The organism is Mesorhizobium sp. P3_B5 (genome assembly GCF_056402815.1).
Genome location: NZ_JBFUGR010000019.1, coordinates 1 through 17,165 on the forward strand (window position 1 = coordinate 1; position 17,165 = coordinate 17,165).

16 protein-coding genes and 1 tRNA gene are annotated in these 17,165 nt (G+C 63.1%); 8 read left to right on the forward strand and 9 right to left on the reverse strand.

Annotated elements, in window-relative coordinates; translation table 11 throughout:
- Positions 1-425: 425 nt before the first annotated feature.
- Positions 426-1,193 carry an SDR family NAD(P)-dependent oxidoreductase gene (locus AC1DVW_RS27430; protein WP_477327256.1) on the reverse strand — a complete coding sequence of 256 codons (768 nt, stop codon included), beginning with the start codon at positions 1,191-1,193 and terminating at the stop codon, positions 426-428.
- Positions 1,194-1,483: 290 nt separating this feature from the next.
- Between AC1DVW_RS27430 and AC1DVW_RS27435 the strand changes: the two genes are divergently transcribed.
- Positions 1,484-1,639, forward strand: a complete 156-nt coding sequence (locus tag AC1DVW_RS27435; protein ID WP_477327258.1) for a hypothetical protein — start codon at positions 1,484-1,486, stop codon at positions 1,637-1,639.
- 110 nt (positions 1,640-1,749) lie between these two features.
- The gene (locus AC1DVW_RS27440) at positions 1,750-2,697 is read left to right on the forward strand and encodes an LLM class flavin-dependent oxidoreductase (protein WP_477327342.1); all 948 of its coding nucleotides are present in this window, start codon (positions 1,750-1,752) and stop codon (positions 2,695-2,697) included.
- Between the two features lie 11 nt (positions 2,698-2,708).
- Here the strand turns inward: AC1DVW_RS27440 and AC1DVW_RS27445 are convergent, their stop codons facing one another.
- A complete protein-coding gene (locus AC1DVW_RS27445; RefSeq protein WP_477327260.1) occupies positions 2,709-3,392 on the reverse strand; it encodes a cysteine hydrolase family protein in 684 nt (227 codons plus the stop codon).
- A gap of 159 nt (positions 3,393-3,551) precedes the next feature.
- On the opposite strand from AC1DVW_RS27445, the gene AC1DVW_RS27450 reads away from it, so the two are divergent.
- Together AC1DVW_RS27450 and AC1DVW_RS27455 are read left to right on the forward strand one after the other, a co-directional pair.
- On the forward strand, positions 3,552-4,502 hold the full coding sequence (locus tag AC1DVW_RS27450) for a GNAT family protein (RefSeq protein ID WP_477327262.1): 951 nt from the start codon (positions 3,552-3,554) through the stop codon (positions 4,500-4,502).
- Positions 4,503-4,551: 49 nt separating this feature from the next.
- Positions 4,552-5,763: a hypothetical protein gene (locus tag AC1DVW_RS27455; protein WP_477327264.1), complete on the forward strand. Its 1,212-nt coding sequence runs from the start codon at positions 4,552-4,554 to the stop codon at positions 5,761-5,763.
- A gap of 48 nt (positions 5,764-5,811) precedes the next feature.
- Here AC1DVW_RS27455 and AC1DVW_RS27460 read toward each other — a convergent pair whose 3' ends face one another.
- The 3 genes from AC1DVW_RS27460 to AC1DVW_RS27470 all read right to left on the reverse strand — a co-directional run bounded on the left by AC1DVW_RS27460 (position 5,812) and on the right by AC1DVW_RS27470 (position 10,369).
- Positions 5,812-9,198 carry an acyl-[ACP]--phospholipid O-acyltransferase gene (locus AC1DVW_RS27460; protein WP_477327266.1) on the reverse strand — a complete coding sequence of 1,129 codons (3,387 nt, stop codon included), beginning with the start codon at positions 9,196-9,198 and terminating at the stop codon, positions 5,812-5,814.
- A 131-nt stretch (positions 9,199-9,329) separates the two neighbouring features.
- The gene (locus tag AC1DVW_RS27465; protein WP_477327268.1) at positions 9,330-9,617 is read right to left on the reverse strand and encodes a YiaA/YiaB family inner membrane protein; all 288 of its coding nucleotides are present in this window, start codon (positions 9,615-9,617) and stop codon (positions 9,330-9,332) included.
- A gap of 65 nt (positions 9,618-9,682) precedes the next feature.
- Positions 9,683-10,369, reverse strand: a complete 687-nt coding sequence (locus tag AC1DVW_RS27470) for a PspA/IM30 family protein (RefSeq protein WP_477327270.1) — start codon at positions 10,367-10,369, stop codon at positions 9,683-9,685.
- A 109-nt stretch (positions 10,370-10,478) separates the two neighbouring features.
- On the opposite strand from AC1DVW_RS27470, the gene AC1DVW_RS27475 reads away from it, so the two are divergent.
- Both AC1DVW_RS27475 and AC1DVW_RS27480 read left to right on the forward strand, forming a co-directional pair.
- Positions 10,479-11,087, forward strand: a complete 609-nt coding sequence (locus AC1DVW_RS27475) for a TetR/AcrR family transcriptional regulator (protein WP_477327272.1) — start codon at positions 10,479-10,481, stop codon at positions 11,085-11,087.
- Positions 11,088-11,234: 147 nt separating this feature from the next.
- Positions 11,235-12,623: a multicopper oxidase family protein gene (locus tag AC1DVW_RS27480; protein WP_477327274.1), complete on the forward strand. Its 1,389-nt coding sequence runs from the start codon at positions 11,235-11,237 to the stop codon at positions 12,621-12,623.
- An 837-nt stretch (positions 12,624-13,460) separates the two neighbouring features.
- Here AC1DVW_RS27480 and AC1DVW_RS27485 read toward each other — a convergent pair.
- Positions 13,461-13,536, reverse strand: a tRNA-Ala gene (locus tag AC1DVW_RS27485).
- 163 nt (positions 13,537-13,699) lie between these two features.
- Here AC1DVW_RS27485 and AC1DVW_RS27490 point away from each other — a divergent pair.
- Positions 13,700-13,990, forward strand: coding sequence for a YggT family protein (locus tag AC1DVW_RS27490; RefSeq protein ID WP_477327276.1), 291 nt, complete (start codon positions 13,700-13,702; stop codon positions 13,988-13,990).
- 3 nt (positions 13,991-13,993) lie between these two features.
- Entirely contained in the window at positions 13,994-14,317 is a 324-nt protein-coding gene (locus AC1DVW_RS27495) for a DUF167 family protein (protein ID WP_477327278.1), read from the forward strand.
- Positions 14,318-14,333: 16 nt separating this feature from the next.
- Here the strand turns inward: AC1DVW_RS27495 and AC1DVW_RS27500 are convergent, their stop codons facing one another.
- From AC1DVW_RS27500 to AC1DVW_RS27510, 3 genes are read right to left on the reverse strand one after another with little or no spacing between them, the layout of a single operon-like run.
- Positions 14,334-15,215, reverse strand: coding sequence for a MurR/RpiR family transcriptional regulator (locus AC1DVW_RS27500; RefSeq protein WP_477327280.1), 882 nt, complete (start codon positions 15,213-15,215; stop codon positions 14,334-14,336).
- A 10-nt stretch (positions 15,216-15,225) separates the two neighbouring features.
- Positions 15,226-16,293 carry an ABC transporter ATP-binding protein gene (locus AC1DVW_RS27505; protein WP_477327282.1) on the reverse strand — a complete coding sequence of 356 codons (1,068 nt, stop codon included), beginning with the start codon at positions 16,291-16,293 and terminating at the stop codon, positions 15,226-15,228.
- 2 nt (positions 16,294-16,295) lie between these two features.
- Positions 16,296-17,066, reverse strand: coding sequence for an SDR family NAD(P)-dependent oxidoreductase (locus AC1DVW_RS27510; RefSeq protein ID WP_477327284.1), 771 nt, complete (start codon positions 17,064-17,066; stop codon positions 16,296-16,298).
- Between the last annotated feature and the right edge of the window lie 99 nt (positions 17,067-17,165).

Sequence of the window (17,165 nt, forward strand, 5' to 3'; positions counted from 1 at the left end):
CGTCCAGCCAATCCTTAGAAACATCAACTCCACAAATGATCTTGTTCACGGTAACCTGCCTTGTGCGTACGGTTGGAACCAAGCGACTGTTCGGTCGTGCGTGACGAAGGCGAAGATCCCAAGCTCTCCCGCGGCTGTAACCTCAGGTGGTACGGGCGACTTCACCAAGCCAAGGTCCGGGCGGCCGCCCGGACCTTGGCTCAACCGCTTCAATCCCACGAAATCTCTCTCGTGCAGATACAAGGTGGCTCGGGCGAAGCAGCGACGGAGTGGGGGAACCACCGGGCAACCGTCGCCAACGGATATTGAAAGGGCGCAAGAATCTTCCCGCACCGCGCCGGGGTCGACCCCCACTCCGTCAAGCTTCGCTTGACACCTCTCCCCCGATCGACGGGGGAGAGGAAGGGCGCCAAGCCTGGAAAGCTTCACATCGCGGTAAAGCCATTATCCACGAACAGATGCGCGCCGTTGACGAAGCTGGACTCGTCGCTGGCCAGGAACAAGGCGGCTTTGGCCACCTCTTCCGGCTCGCCGATGCGGCCTTGCTGGGCGGCCATCGCCGCGTCGGAGACGTCGACGCCGAGTTTGCCGAGATCGGCGACCTCGCGCAGGCCGTGCGGCGTGCGGATGAAGCCGGGGCAGACCGCGTTGCAGCGGATGTTGCGGTCGCGGAATTCCACCGCGATGGCCCGGGCGAACATGTGGCAGGCGCCCTTGGTGGTGTCGTACAGCACCTCCATCGGCGTCGCCGCCACCGCCGAGATCGACGAGGTGCAGACGATCGAACCGCCGCCGGCCGATATCATGCCGGGCAGCACGGTGCGCGTCATCAGGAACATCGAGCGCACATTGACGGCATGCAGCCAGTCCCATTCCTGAACCGTCGTCTCCAGAAACGGCTTGATGACGATGGTGCCGGCATGGTTGAACAGGACGGTGACCGGGCCGAATTTCTCAGCCGCGCCTTTTACCGCCGCCTGTACCTGGGCTTCGTCGGAGACGTCGGCGACGAAATGCTCGGCGATATGGCCGCGCGCGCGGATCGCAGCGGCGGTGGCGGCGGCCGCTTCGCCGTTGCGGTCGACGATCGCCACCTTGGCACCTTCGGCGGCGAACAGTTCCGAGGCCGCGCCGCCCATTCCCGTCGCGCCGCCCGAAACGATGGCGACCTTGCCGGCCAGTCTTCCGCTCATTTTCAGCTCCGCTTGTCCGATCTCGTGATTTTGCATCTGGGCAGCGATGCTATCCCTCATGTCCCTGCCGGCCAATGCATCAAGGTGGTGCAGAGGGACGAGGACATAGGGCCATTCATGCGGACCGGGCATGACGCCGCTCGGAGCCGGTCGATCGCCCGGAAGCACCGCTCAGCAAACGACGCCCAATTTCTCGTCCGATTGGAGAAAATCGTTCCAACAATTGCCAAAAAATAGCAATCGACAAAGTCTACTGATTTTATAGATTAACCGCCGAGACGGAGGTCGGTATGTCCTATATCCAGAACGCCCAGACTGATCGCAGCGGCCCGAGGTTGGCCAATGCCCAGACTTTTCGTCCGGCCTATGCCGGCGCCTTTGCCTATCTCGTCTTTGCCCTCGCGTTTGTGTTCACCGGGGCAGTGGTGCTGGGTCTTATTCCCTGAGTCGCTGGGGGTAGCGGCCTACCGCTTTCAGGCAACCGGAGTTGAATGAACCCCTAATCGCGGTGCGCTTTGGCGCGCCTGCTGATTGCAACGTGATGGAGGAGATGGCGATGCCGATCGAGTTCACGCATGTTCCCGGTAGAACGCAGCCCGCCGGTTCGGCCGTGCCCTTTTTCTACGATTTTCTGGAGACCGCGACCAAACTGTCGCTGATCGAGGATGCCGGCTTCCAGAAGATCGTCGTCGACGACCAGGCCGGACTGCTCACCAATATGGACATTGCCGCCCAGGCACTGGACCGTACCTCTTCGCTGGAAGTGGTGCTCACGCATTGGGCCGGCGTGGTCGAGCCGACGGTGGCGGCGCGGCAGTTGGCGGCGCTGGACGCCAAAAGCGGCGGGCGGCTGTCGCTGCGGATGCTGAGCGAGCCATTAAGCGACGACGATGCCGAGACACGTCCGGCCGGCCATACGGTAGTCTGGCAGCGCATCGACGAGTATCTGGTGCTGCTGAAGCGGCTGTGGTCAAACGACCGGCCGTTCGACCATGAAGGCGCCTTCTACAGCGTCAAGGGCGGCTACGTGCCGCGCAAGGGGCCGCATGGCGCCGACGTCACCATCCGCATGGGCGGCCAGTCCGGAACGGCGCTCAAGGTCGCCGGCCGGCATGCCGATGTCTTCGAACTGACGCCAGGCTCGCTCGACGAGATCCGCCAGCTGATGGAGCGCGTGCGCAGTGCTGCCGCCGAACACGGCCGCGCCGGCAAGGTGCGTTTTGCGCTGCCCGTGCGAATTCGTTCGGAAGGCAACGCCACCGGCCACAAGGCGGTCGACGTCTTCGGGCCACCGGCACAGATCGCGCTGTCGCTGCTGCCCTACGCGGCCCTCGGCATCCACGAGTTCATGATCGTCGGCGTCGACAGGCCGCGCGAGATCGCGGCGGCGGGGCGCGAAACGATCGCGCTGTTGCGCAATTCGCTGGCGCGTCGCGAGGCGGAAGTTGGCCAGCCCGGGGCGTTCGCACATCGTGCAACGCCGGATGCGCATACGGCAGGCTGAGGCGACCGTCCTCAGTCCTTCCGGCCCGCCTTGCCGCTTAGTTGCGACAAGGCGGCGATCACGGTGCTTGAATCGGTCAGCGCACCGAAGACACCGTCTTCCACCGTAACCATGTGCAGCGCCGCCTCGTGCGCCTTGCGGTCGCCGCTGGCGCAGGCGTCCGCGATGGTCAGGCACTGGAAATTGCGGTCGCAGGCCTCGCGCAAGGTAGTGTGGACGCAGACATCGGTCGTGCATCCCGAGAACAGCAGATGCGTGATGCCTTGCGCGTGCAGGACCAGCTCCAGGTCGGTGTAGGTGAAGGCGCCGTTGCAGGTCTTGTCGACGATGATGTCTTCCGCCGCAACGTCGATCTCTGAGACAATCTGGAAGCCCGGGCCAGAGCGCAGCAGGATTTCGGTACCTTCGAGGCCAGCCCGCTTGCGGCGCCATTTTTCGTAGGGCGTCATGTCTGCCATATCGCCCCGATAGCCTTGCCTGGTGTGGATGATCCTGAGGCCGGCGGCACGGGCCGCCGCGATCAGCCGGCTCACCACAGGCAAGATCGCCCGCAACGGTGTGGGGTCGTACCCCTGTTTGGCGAAGTAGCCCGTCGTCGACAGGAAATCTTCCTGCAGGTCGATGACGATGAGCGCGGTGTTTTCGGGCACCAGCTTGCCGTCATAGGGAAAATCGAAAGGGGTCGCCTTGATCATCTGCCGCTTACCTCGTTCCTGATAGGGCCATCGTGGCGAGCGATGTCGCCGCCGTCCATCCCCTTGGCGAGACCGACCAACTCTTGCCATTCCGGGGGTTTACCGCGCCTTAGGTGGATGCCGTCATCATGCGCGTTCGGTCCACGGGGATGATACATCTTGCTGGGTGCGGTTCTGCAGATGCTGCCGGGTCGGTTCATGGATGTGCGCATGCGCGCGTCCGACGACTACGACACGCGTGTCGTCGAGCGGCCCGGACGCTGGATGCAACCGGCCGAGCTGGGGCAACTGACGCAGGATTTGCGACTGGTCGCCGCGAAAACGCTGAAGGACGGCAGCCTGACCTACGGTGTTTTTTCCGGCGACCGCAGCCGGTTGGAACACGCCATCATCACCATCGTCTACAGGCGCGGCGACGGCCGGCCGATCGCCTTCAACGCCCTGGCGCCGATGGACATCTTGCTGGCCGGCAAGCCCTATGAGGTCTTGCATCTGGGACTGGTGATGGTCGATCCGGAGGAGCGCAATCGCGGCCTGAGCTGGATTCTTTACGGATTGACCTGTTTCCTGATGTTCCTGCGCAACCAGTTCCGACCGGTCTGGATCTCCAACGTGACGCAGGTCCCTGCCGTGGTCGGCATGGTGGCGGAGGCCTTTGCCAATGTGTTTCCCGATCCCCATTCCGGCGCGCGGCGCTCGCTGACCCATGTCCTTTTGGCGCGGCAGATCATGGCCCGCCACCGTCATGTCTTCGGTGTCGGTGCCGACGCCGGTTTCGACGAAGAGCGCTTTGTCATCACCAATGCCTATACCGGTGGATCGGACGAGCTGAAAAAGTCGTTCGAGGACACGGCCAAGCACCGGGTCGAGACCTACAACGACTTCTGCCGGAACCAGCTCGACTATCAGCGCGGCGACGATGTGCTGCAGATCGGGCAGATGAATTTTCAGGCCGCGCGAATTTATCTCGCCGATGCCGTTCCGCGCGGCTCGCTTGCAGCCCTGGCGGTTGCGGGTACGGCCGCCACGCTGCAGCGGCTCATCCTGCCCGTGGTCCACTGGGCCGACTCTGGCCGGCAATGGGATGTGTTGAGACCATGGATACGCTAGCGGCTTTCATGGGGCGCCGGTTCATCCGTACGCTGACGGAAAACGACGCATGACTTTTGACAACACATTTGTCGCCGACACCATCACCTCGCTGGCTGCCCTGGCCGGACTGCTGATCGTCATAGGGGTCGTCGGTGGGCGGGACACCGGCGATCCGCTGTCACGGCGTTTTCTGTTCGGCCTGCGGGTGTTGGCCGTGCTGCTGGCCTGCCGGATCCTCGACTGGATCACCGGCTTTGGCATCTTCCGGCTCGTCACCATCGTGGCCGCAGGCCTGTTGCCGCTGGCAGCCCTGCTGCTGACCGAGGGTCTGTTGCGCCGGCACGCGCCCTTTGCCCTCAAGTTGCTCGCTGCCGGCGGTGCGGTAGCCTTCCTGCTGCTGGCGATGATCCCGGAACGCTTCGCCGAGCCGTGGCGGATGGCGGCACTTCTGTTTTTCCAGTTCGGCGGCTTTTTTGCCATTGGCTGGCTGGCGGTGATGCGCGATCGCGCCAGCCTGTCGGCTGCCGAAAACCGCACGGTCGAGCGCATGGCGCTTTCGCTGCTGCTGATCATTCCGTTCATGATCACCGACTATCGACCCGGTCTGTTCGAAGTGCCGGTGCGGCTTGGCGGCATCGCCATCCTTTTCCTGTGCTGGCTGACGATCGGCTTGGGACGGCCGAGCCCTGGCCATCGCGATACGATCGCGGCTTTCGCCGTCATCGCGCTGAGTTCTATCTTTGCCGGACTGGCGCTCGGCGGCATCGATCACATCGGCTGGCGGGGAAGCATGCAGGGGGTGGTGATCGTGCTGTCCGCAACGCTGCTCGCCGTCATCTACAATGACAGCGTCAGCCTGGCCGCCGAAAAACGCCGCGACTCGCTGCTGCGGCACATGGCCGAGGGCGATTTGACGGATTCGGCGCGCTTCCTGCGCGGTCTGCAGAACCATAGCCTTGTCGACGGCGCCTTGATCCTGCCGGCAGCCGAGCTTGGCGATTTCGATCTGAACGTTTTGACCCGGGCTCTGGAATTGGCCCCTGTGCGCTCCATCGCCGATGTGCAGCCGCAATCGCTTGTCGACCAGGATATCCGTGAGCAGCTGGCCTGGCTGTTCGAGAAGTATGAGGCAACCCATGTGCTGCTGGCGACGCTCAATCCGTTGACCGTGGTCGCGCTCAACATGCCGGCGCTGGCGTCATCGCCGGGCGTGGAAATGGAACTGCGCGCCGTCCAGCGCATGGCGATGCTGATCGCGCAACGCGAGGCGATGATTTGACGAGAAGACGGGCCGGCGTTCTGCGCCAGCCCGTTCATTACGCCTAGATCAAGCCGCCTTGGTCTTCATGTCTTCTTCTGCGCGCACCATCTTGGTCACGCCGGCGAAATCGAGCTTGCCGGAGCCGAGCACGGGCACTTTCGCAACGACGCGCACTTCGGCCGGCACCATCAGGTCCATGGCGCCGTTGGCCTTGGCAAAAGCCAGGAACTCGGCCCTCGTGGCGCCTGATGCCTCGGTGATGAGGATCAGCTTTTCGCCCTTACGCGCATCCGGCACCGTGGCAACGGCCGATAGCAAGCCCTTCCACAATTCGCCTGCCAGCGCCTCCACGGCAGCCAGCGAGATCATCTCGCCGCCGATCTTGGCGAAGCGCTTGGCGCGGCCGCGAATGGTGATGAAGCCGCCTTCGTCGATGGACACGACGTCGCCGGTATCATGCCAGCCGTCTTCCAGCGCCTCGATCACGCCCGGCTTCTCGGCCCTGAGATAGCCGGCCATGACATTGGGGCCGCGCACGAACAGCCGGCCGCCATCGTCGACGCCGGGGACCGGGTCGAGGCGATATTCCATGCCGGGCATGATTTTGCCGACGGTGCCGGAGCGGTTGTACATCGGCGTGTTGATCGAGATCACCGGCGCTGTTTCAGTGACACCATAGCCCTCGAGGATGCGCACGCCGAACTTCTCCATATAGGTCATGCGCGTCGCTGCCTTGACCGGTTCTGCGCCGGCAAAGCAATAGCGTATCGAGCGGAAGTCGTAGGGGTGCGCGGTGCGCGCATAGCCTGAGAGGAACGTGTCGGTGCCGAAGATGATCGTCGCGTTCGAGCCGTAGATCAGTTCCGGCACGAGGCGATAGTGCAGCGGCGAGGGGTAGAAATAGACCGGCACGCCCGAGATCAGCGGCAGCACGGTGCCCGCCGTCATGCCGAAGGAGTGGAAGATCGGCAGCACGTTGAACACCTTGTCGCCCGAATGGAAGTCGATGCGCGACGCCGCCTGGGCGGCGTTGGCCAGGATGTTGCGATGGGTCAGCACCACACCCTTCGGCGTACCTTCCGAACCCGAGGTGAACAGGATCACAGCCGCGTCGTCGGGCTTGCGGGCAACGCGCGGCGTGCTCTTGCGCAGCAGGCCGAGCAGCTTGTCCTTGAGGCCGATGGTGGCGCGCAAATCATCGAGCCAGACGATGTCGACCGAGCGGCCAAGCTCCTCGACCACCGCACCAAGTTTTGCCTGTTCGATGAACGCGCGGGACGTAAGCACAGTCCGGACCTCGGCGGCCTTGCAGGCGGAGAGGATGTTGGCGGCGCCGGCGGTGAAGTTGATCATCGCCGGGACCTTGCCGGAAGACATGACGCCGAGCAGCGTCGCGCAGGAGCCGTTGGCGTTGGGCAGCATGATGCCGAGCGTCTGTTGGCCGGCATAGAGGTGCTCGAATTTCTCGCCAAGCACGGCGGCAGCCGTCAGCAGCTTGCCGTAGCTCAGCGAACCGGTGACGGGATCCTGCACGGCGAGCTGCTTCATGCCGCGCTCGTTCGCGGTCTGGATGATCTTTTCCAGCACGGTCTTGTCGATGTCCTGGGTGCGGAAGACGAGATCCGACATGACCTGGTAGAGGGCGGAGCCCGCCGCGGCGCGGCGCTTGCGGCCTTTCAGCTCCGGCGCAACCTCGAGCTTGACCGGTTCCAGAATGGTCACCTTGACCTTCGGAAACAGGCGGTGGCGCACATGCTGCGCCGACAGCCGCGAAAAATAGCTCTTCTCCAGCCCGTCGATGCGCACCGGCACAACCATCGAGCCGGTCTTGTCGGCGACCATGGCGGCGCCGTCATAGACCTTCATCAGGCCGCCGGTGACGGTGATGCGTCCCTCCGGGAAAATGACCAGTGGATCGCCGCCCTGCACGATCTTGATCAGCGTGCGCGTCGACATCGGCTTGGCCGGGTTGAGCGGCAAAGCGCGGGCAAGTTTCATGAACGGCTTCATCCACCAGGCCTGGGCGATGGTGTAGTCGATCGCGAAGACCGGCTCCTCATCGGTCAGAGTCAGCGCCAGCGGACCATCGAGGAAGCTGACATGGTTGAGCGCCAGGATCGGCGCCTTACCGGCTGCCTTGAGGTTGTCCATGCCCTCGACCTCCAGGCGGAGGAAGGCGCGGAACAGGATGGAGACGAAGTCGCGGAAGGGGTTGGTCGGCAGGAATTTCAGCATCAGCCAGGCGGCAATCGCGTTGGCCGCGGCGAGGCCGAACAGGATGCCGCCGGTGGAGACTTTCGTCTGGATCACGGCGACAATGATGCCGCCTACGGTCATAAAACCGGCATTGACGATGCTGACCGCGGCGACGACGCGAGCGCGGCGCGCTTCAGGCGACCAGGCCTGCACGGCGGCGAAGGTCGGCACCACCAGGAAGGCGGCTGCAATGGCCATGCCGGCGAGGTCGATGGCGACCCGGATCGTGTTCGGGCCGGCGAAGAATGCGCTGAGGGTTTCTGCCTGGGGCGAAGGCGTCATGCTCCAGATGGTCCAGGCCAGATGCAGGCCAAACAGCGCCAGCAGCGCCGTGCCGACCGGTGCGGGCAAGAGCACGATGCGGCCCTGCGACATCCAGGCGGCAATGGCCGAGCCAATGGCGATCGAGACGGCGAAAACGGCGAGATAGACGGTGACCGCCATCTCGTTGCCGCCGAGCGAATCCTTGATCAGCGTCGGCAGGATGGACAGCACAATGGCGCCGATCAGCCAGAACCACGAGGTCATCAGGCCGGCGCGCCAGATGCGCATGTCGGTGCGCAATTCTGAGACCTGACGCCAGGTCGAGCGGAAGATGTTCCTGTCGATGACGAGGTCGGGCGCCGCCGAGCCGGTGGACGGAATATAGCGGCTGACGAGCCAGCAGCCGACGGCGAGCGCCATCATGATCGGTCCGAAGACCGTGACGCCGATGCCATCGGCGGAAACGACGCCACCGGCAATGGTGCCGCCGAGGATCGCGGCAAACGTGGCGGACTCGATCCAGGCGTTGGCCTTGGGCAGTTCCTTGCGCTCGAGGTGATCGGGCAGGATGCCGTATTTGATCGGCCCGAACAGCGCCGAGATGATGCCGAACATCAGCAGCGCTACCATCAGCACGGGAATAGACGACAGCGCGATGCCGACGACGGAGACTCCCGCGGCGGCGATCTCGGCGAATTTCAGACGCTTGGCTATGAGGGCCTTGTCGAAGCGATCGGCGATCTCGCCGCCGAGCGCCGACAGGAGCAGGAAGGGGGCCATGAAGACGGCCCCGGCCAGGGTGACCAGAGACGCCGCCTGGTCCGCCGCCAGCGTGAACAGAATAAGGAACACCAGCGTGTTCTTGAGGAAATTGTCATTGAAGGCGGACAGGAACTGCGTCCAGAAGAGCGGCGCAAAGCGCCTGGATGTCATCAGATGAGCTGTCGGACGATTGATCGGGGCGATTTCCATAGCGGCGACTTCCATTGGGCAAGACCGGTGCAACCCTTAGGGATCGATCAGCGGTCTTGCGTGGTTTGGGTCTTGTTCTAGCGGGAACCCGGTTACACTTCGTTACTGCGGCTGACATCCATCAGCAGCTTCTCGGTCTTGGCGTCTTCCAGCCGGTTGATGAAGCGGTTTGATTCTTCCGCGTCACGCAGCGTCTTGGTGATGGTGATGGAGGTATGCACGAGCATGATGGCGGCCATTGCGTAAAACCCCTTGGCGGCAAAGCTTGCCTCCATGAAGTAGATGCCACCTGCCATCATCGAGGCGGCAACGGCGAAACTGGCCATGGTGAAGGTTTTCCAGGCGCTTGAATCCTTTGATACGTAGGTGTTGGGGGTCATCGGTATGATCCTTTCGTTTCGGGGTTAGGTTGGGTCGGCGTCGGTCTGTTTCAGGCCGGATACAATCAAGCCGGCTTGGCAATCCTGCTGGCCAGGCGTTCGAGCACGGCGTCGGCGCTGCTTCTCAGCGGCGCGCCGCAGCCCGCGGCGGCCAGTTTTTCGCTCACCGCGGCCGGATCGCCCGACTGCTCCATCTCGGCCATGGCGGCAGCCGTGGCATCAATCTGCTTTTGCCGCGTACGCAGGCGCAGAAGCGTCTCTTCGGCATCCTTCAGCGCCGACAGACTGGAGCCGGGCGCGGTTTCACGAAGGCGCTGGGTGGTGTCGACCGCGGCAACGATGCGCTGGCCGCGCTGCAATTCGCGCAGCCGCATTTCGGAGGCGCGAACAATCCGCTTCAGGCGCTCGATCTCGGTGCCGAAGCTTTTCTGCGCCTCGCTGGAGGCATCGCGTTCGGCCTCCAGCAAGGCGATCGTTTCGGCCGCCTCGCGGGCCAGTTCGTTCTGGCCCTGCTCGATCGCGGCGATCGTGCGCTTCTCCAGGTCCTCGATGCGGGCAACCAGCTTCTTGAATTGCACGATCTCCTGCTCGTTCTGGGCGATGGCAATGGCGACTGCCCGACGGGCGGCGGCGATGGCGTCGGCGCAATCGCGGATCTGCTGGCGCAAGATCACCAGCGCATTGCGATCGACCAGCGCTTCCGCGGCTTCGTGGCTGTGGCCGCGCATCAGCGCAAAAAACTGTTTCAACATTTTCGGTTTCTCCTCTATGAACAATGTTCACGAATGCAACGTAACACATCGTGAACGGCGTTCAAGAGAAAAATGAACACTGTTCAAAAGTTTCAGATAGAGAAGGTTAATGACGGCAAAACGGGACGCCAGGCGCGAGGATCTCAAGGGCAGGCTGATCACGGCGGCGCAAGCGCATATTCAATCGTCAGGCCTCGGCGGGCTGCGGGCGCGCGACATCACGGCCGACGCCGGCTGCGCGCTCGGCGCGCTATACACCGCCTTCGCCGATCTGGACGAGCTCATCCTGCACGTCAATTCCATAACCCTGGCGCGACTGGGCGCGGCCCTGCAGCAAGAGGTGACCGGCGTGGTTGAGCCAAGGGCAAAGCTGAGGGTGTTGGCCAGGGCATATCTCAGTTTTGCGCGCGACAACCGCATGCTGTGGGCGGCCCTGTTCGAGCATCGCATGGCGCCCGGCGTGCCGGTGCCCGAATGGCATCTGGCCGAACACGCCGTGCTCATCCAGCATCTGGTCGAGCCGCTGGCTGCGCTACGTCCAGCGGCGGAACCACCGGAATTGCTGGCCCGCGCGCGCACGCTGTTCTCGGCAGTGCACGGCATCGTCGCCATTTCGCTCGAGGACCGCTTCATCGGCCTGGCGCCCACCGATCTCGAAAGCGAGTTGCTGAATTTTGTCGATGTGCTGGTGACCGGGCTCGAGACAGAAAGAAAGTGAGCGCTGTCCGCTCTTGTGCTCGCCGCCTGCCCGGGCCAAGACGCGGCGTTGAGTTTCTGGGCATCACGAAGAGCTGACGGCTTCCTCGCCCATGATTTAAGCCATGGTAGTCCTCTCAGGGCAGTCGTCTTTCGGTTGGAGTGCAGCATGACGGTGTTCACACGTCGCAAACTTCTAAAGACCGCCGCAATTGCCGGCGTCAGTGGGGTCGGGCTTTCCGCCATGGGCAAATTCGGCAGCTGGGCAGCGCCGGAGTCGGTGGTGCTGAAGACAGCGAGGACCCAGGCGATGCTGATGGATATCGGCCCAACCAGGGATGTGCTGACCTATGGTGTATCAGGCATGCCGCCGGTGCTCCGGATGAAAAAGGGCGAGCCCTTCGCGGCACGGCTGGTCAACGGTATCGACGATCCGACGACGATCCACTGGCACGGCATTCGCGTTCCCAACAAGATGGATGGCGTTCCCTTTCTGGTACAGCCCTATGTCTACACCGGCGACCATTTCGACTACGCCTTCACGCCGCCCGACGCCGGCACCTTCTGGTATCACCCGCATTGCAACACGTTGATCCAGATGGGCCACGGCCTGACCGGCGTCATCGTGGTGGAGAACCCCGGCGATCCGAAATTCGATGCCGAGGAGGTGATCAATCTGCGCGACTGGCGCCTTGGCGACGACGGCCAGTTCATCGATCCGTTCCGGCCGCGCGACGCGGCGAGAACCGGCACCTATGGCACGGTGCGCACCGCCAACTGGCTCGACCAGCCGTCCTATGACGCGCCGGCGGGAGGGCTGGTGCGGCTGAGGGTCGCCATCACCGACGTGACGCGCATCTATGCCTTTATCGTCGAAGGCGCCGAGGCGACGGTGATTGCGCTCGACGGCAATCCGGTGCCGCAGCGCTTTGCGCCCGATGCCTTGCTGCTGGGACCCGGCCAGCGCATGGAACTGGCCATCCGCATGCCCGACGACGAGGGGGCAATCGTCAGCTTGCGGGACGTCAGGGGCACCAAGCCCAAGGTGCTGGCGACCTTGCGCGCGGTCGGAGCATCGCTCAAACGGGACCTTCGCGATCTCGCGCCGCTGGAGGCCAATCCGGTGGAGGAGGTCGATCTCGGCAGCGCAGAGTATATTTCGCTGGCGCTCAGCGCCACGGCTGAAAACGTCCCGAGCGACGGCATTTGCGGTTCACTTGGCTACAGTTTCTGGGCCATCAACAAAGTGCCGTGGCCGGGCGACACGCCGGACCCGACCGCGCCGTTGGCTGAACTGAAGCTCGGCAAAAGCTATGTCATCGACATGGAAAACCTGACGCCGCAATCGCACCCGATGCATCTGCACGGCATGAGCTTCAAGGTGCTGTCGTCCTCGACGCGTCCGGTTCAGCCGGTCATTTCCGACACCTATCTCATCCAGCCCAATGAGAAGGTTCAGCTCGGCTTCGTCGCCGACAATCAAGGCGACTGGCTGCTGCACTGCCACATCATCGAGCACCAGAAATCGGGGATGACGAGTTATGTAAGGGTGGTGTGAGGGGGGCGGAAACGGGTGGCCGTGAGGGAGGAAGCAAACGACCATTCCCGCGTGGTCCTGAGGTGGGACTTCAGCGAGGCCAAGGCGACCCGGATCATCGAGTGTCGCAACCAAATCCAATGGATCATTCAGTACAAGTCAGGGATGCGCGGCGGGCAGCCCTCGTGGCGACCTCGGTCCTATTGTCGGACCCGTCAGGCTCTCGAAAGGCTCTTGCCGGGGATGGCTGAGGAGATCGCCGCAGCGTTGCCTGTCAGGTTCGTTGAGCCCACCCCGTAGAGGCCGCGCTGGGCGGCGCTGAGGTTTCCTCGCGACCGTCTGGGGGTAAAAACGCAATTAGCTGGTTGCCGCAAACGGCCGAGATGGGTGGAAAGCGGTCAAAGGCGAAGAAACCCTGCGATCAAAAGCAATGATAGAAGCAGCGCTTGCAGGCCGAAACCGCCCACATATCCCCAGAAGGTTCTTGGATATTCTGAGCGAGTAATTGGCGACGAAGATTTGAGATGCGTCGACCAAACTCTGCCACGTAAACAGGCACTCGCTACATACGCAATGCAAAAAACATCCCAAATTATTAGGAAGACCGATGCACCGATCGTCATGCGTCAGGTAGCCCGTTTGGTGGTGATAGGGACGAACATAAGCTATTTCCCGAATGTCCACAAATGGGTGGTGCTCGGTCGTTCGGGATTGATTGGAACAAAGGCGAAGGGCATAAACCGGCGACGATGGTAAAGGAGATGTCGCGAAACGTGGGCCAAACGCGTGGGCCAAACAAAAGAGGCCGCTTCGGCTATCCTATTGATTTCACTGGGAGATATGCCTTCTAAATTCCGCTGGTGGAGCTGAGGAGGATCGAACTCCTGACCTCGTCATTGCGAACGACGCGCTCTCCCAGCTGAGCTACAGCCCCGTCCAGCGGATGGCGCATTTATCGGGCGCGGCGGTTTTCTGTCAAGGCGGCGTTTTGCCGAAATGACCGGGGGCAAGCCCAGCCGCTTTGGCACGCGGCGCAAGCCCGCTCTTGCCGGTTTGGCATGCAATGGCTACATGTCGCGCAATCAATGGAGCTTTGAATGGACGCGCTTATCGATACGCTGATCTACGCGCTCGAACTTTACTGGTGGGTGATCATCGCCGCGGCGATCTTCTCATGGCTGTACGCCTTCAACGTCGTCAATTCGCGCAACCAGGTCGTCAACAACATAGGCAGCGTACTGTACCGGCTGACCGAGCCGGTGTTTCGTCCCATCCGCCGTTTGCTTCCGGACCTCGGCGGCGTCGACATCTCGCCGATCATCGTTCTGCTGATCATCTTCTTTCTGGAACGGTTCCTGAACAGCACGGTAAGGTCGCTGTTCTACTGATCCGTGGAACCGACCGGCTTTTTCAGAACTGGCCATAGTGGCATCGACCTGTTCGTCCGGCTGACGCCGAAGGCGGCGATGGACCGGCTGGAAGGTGTCGAGACGGCTTCTGACGGGCGGAGCCATCTGAAAGCCCGCGTCCGCGCCGTGCCGGAAAACGGCGCCGCCAATCATGCACTCAAGAAGCTGATCGCCAAGGCGCTGGGTGTGCCGGCATCGGCGGTCTCGGTCGTCGCCGGCGGGACTTCCCGCCTGAAGACATTGCGTGTGCTTGGCGAGCCAGTGGCGTTGGCGAAGAGTATCGAGGCACTCGGTGACCAATCCTGACGCCTCGGCCGGAGGCTCAATCCCCCAGCGGCAGGCGGGGATCGTCGACTTTCAGCGTGTTCACGCTCTGCTTAATGCGGCGCAGGCTCTCCAGGACTTTTGGCCCGCGCGTTTCGGCGACCGAGGTGGCGATCATGTCGACGATCGCCAAAAGCGCGTAGCGTGACGAGGTCGGCTTGTAGATGTTGCCGTCCTCGAGCGCCTGCAGATGGATCACCGTTTCGGCGACCTTGGCGAGGGCGGAGTCGGGTGCGGTGATGGCGACGGTGGTGGCGCCATATTGCTGGGCGACCTGCACGGCTTCGATGACCGAGCGCGCATAACCCGACACTGAAAAGGCGACCAGCGTGGTCTCGGGCGTCGCCACCGCGGCATACATGCGCTGCAATTGCCCGTCGACCTGCGCCAGCGCCGACAGACCAAGCCGGAACAGCCGGTTCTGCATCTCGGTCGCCATCATCGAGGAAATGCCGCCGGAGCCGATGCACAGGATGTTGCCAGAGGTGGCGATGCGCGCGGCAACGCCGACCAGCACCTTCATGTCGAGGTTTTCGCTGGCGCGCTGGATGGCTGCTATCGCTGCTTCGGTGATGGCCGAAGCGATGCGCTGTTCGCGGACATCGCGGTTCAGCGGTTCCGGCGACAGATACTGGCCGCCAATGGCGATGGCCTGGGCCAGGTAGAATTTGAAATCGCGCAGGCCTTCGCAGCCGAGATTGCGGCAGAAGCGGGTGACCGTCGGCTCGCTGACGCCGACGCGGGCGGCGATTTCCGAGATCGCCGCCTTGGAGGCGAAATCGAGATCGGAGAGCACGAGGCTGGCCAGCCGGCGGTCCGACTTGGTGCCGTCCTGCGCCATCAATTGCAGGCGCGTGATGATGTCGGCCGGTGTTTTCATTCGCGCGTTTTCACAGGGGCAGGCCCGTCGCGGTGTCGAACAGGTGGATATTGCCGGGATCGACCGAGACCGGCAATTTGTCGCCCGGCCTGATCTGCAATCGGTCACGGAACACGGCCCGCACGGTGTCGCTGCCGATCGAGCCATAGACATGGGTTTCGGCGCCGGTCGGCTCGACGACGTCGACATTGATCGCCATCGCGTCGCTTTCGCCGCCGATGACGAAATGTTCGGGGCGGATACCGGCCTCTACCGTAGCGCCATCCGACACCGCCTTGCCGGCAAGCGCCAGGCGCCCGCCGCCCGATGTCTCGAACCAGTTCTTGGTGGCCGTCGCCTTGAGCGCTCCGGAAACAAAGCTCATCGAGGGCGAGCCGATGAAAGAGGCGACAAATTTGTTGGCCGGCCTGTCATAGAGCTCCAGCGGCGCGCCGACCTGCTGAATGCGGCCGCGGTCCATCACCACGATGCGGTCGGCCATGGTCATGGCTTCGATCTGGTCATGGGTGACATAGACGATGGTCGATTTCAGCCGCTGGTGCAGCGCCTTGATCTCGGTGCGCATCTGCACGCGCAATTGCGCGTCGAGGTTGGATAGCGGCTCGTCAAACAGGAACACCGAGGGTTCACGCACGATGGCGCGGCCCATGGCGACGCGCTGGCGCTGGCCGCCGGACAGCTCCCTGGGATAGCGGTCGAGATAGGAAAAGAGGTTGAGGACGCCGGACGCCTTCTTGACCTTTTCGTCGATAGCCGTGCGGGTCTCGCCGCGGATTTTTGGACCGAAGCCGATATTGTCCGCCGCCTTCAGATGCGGAAACAGCGCATAGGACTGGAAGACCATGGCGATGTTGCGCTGCTGTGGCGGCAACTCATTGGCGCGCACGCCGCCGATTAGCAGATCGCCGGCGGTGATCGTTTCCAGCCCGGCCAGCATGCGCAGCAAGGTCGACTTGCCGCAGCCCGAGGGGCCGACCAGCACGACGAACTCGCCGCTGTCGATGTCGAGGTTGATGTCTTCAAGGATCTTGTGCTGCCCGAAGGATTTCGACAGGCCACGAAACTGGACATCGGTCATGCTCACGCCCCCAATATGTCGTCGATGAATGGCAGGCAGCCGGCGGTCAGTCCGGCATCCACCGGCATCACCACGCCTGTTATGCCCGATGCGCGCTCGGATGCAAGGAAGGCCACCGCTTCGGCGACCTCGGAAGCGTTGACGATGCGGCCAAGCGGGTAGAGCCGTTGCAGCTTGCCGAGGATCTCGGGGTCCTTGGCCAGGCGGTGGTCCCAGGCTGCGGTGCGGATCGAACCGGGGCAGACGACATTGGCGCGCAGGCCGCTGCGGCCGAGTTCCACAGCAATCGATTTTGCATAGGCGTTGATGCCGGCCTTGGCCGCGGCATAGGCGGGGTTGCCGAAATGGGCGATGGCGTTGACCGAGGAGATGAAGACGACGCTGCCCGCGCCGTTCTTGGCCATCGCCTTGACCAACGGATCGGCGAAAGTCATCACCCCGGTCAGGTTCAGGTCCAGCTCATGCTCAATCTTGGCTGCGGTCAGCGCCGGCAGCGTCTCGGCGCGCGTCCAACCGGCATTGTTGATCAGGATGTCGGGGACGCCATCCTTGTCCAGGATCGCCGCTATCGCCGCCGCTATCGTAGCCTGGTCGAGAAGGTTGAAGACGTGGCGCGAGGCAATGTGCGGGCTGGCCAACGCCTCGCTCGACTGGTCGCAGCCGACGATCCGCGCGCCGCGCTCGGCCATCAGCGTCACGATCGCCGAGCCGAGGCCACCGCCCGCGCCAGTCACCACGACCGTCTTGCCTTCGAATTCGGCTCTCGAAACCACCGTGCGCTGCCCTCCCAGGTCTTTGTGAAAGCATGTCGCTGTCCCAAAATCGTAGCGTATTTTTTGGGCGACATGCATGGGCCAATCGGCAAAACGCTA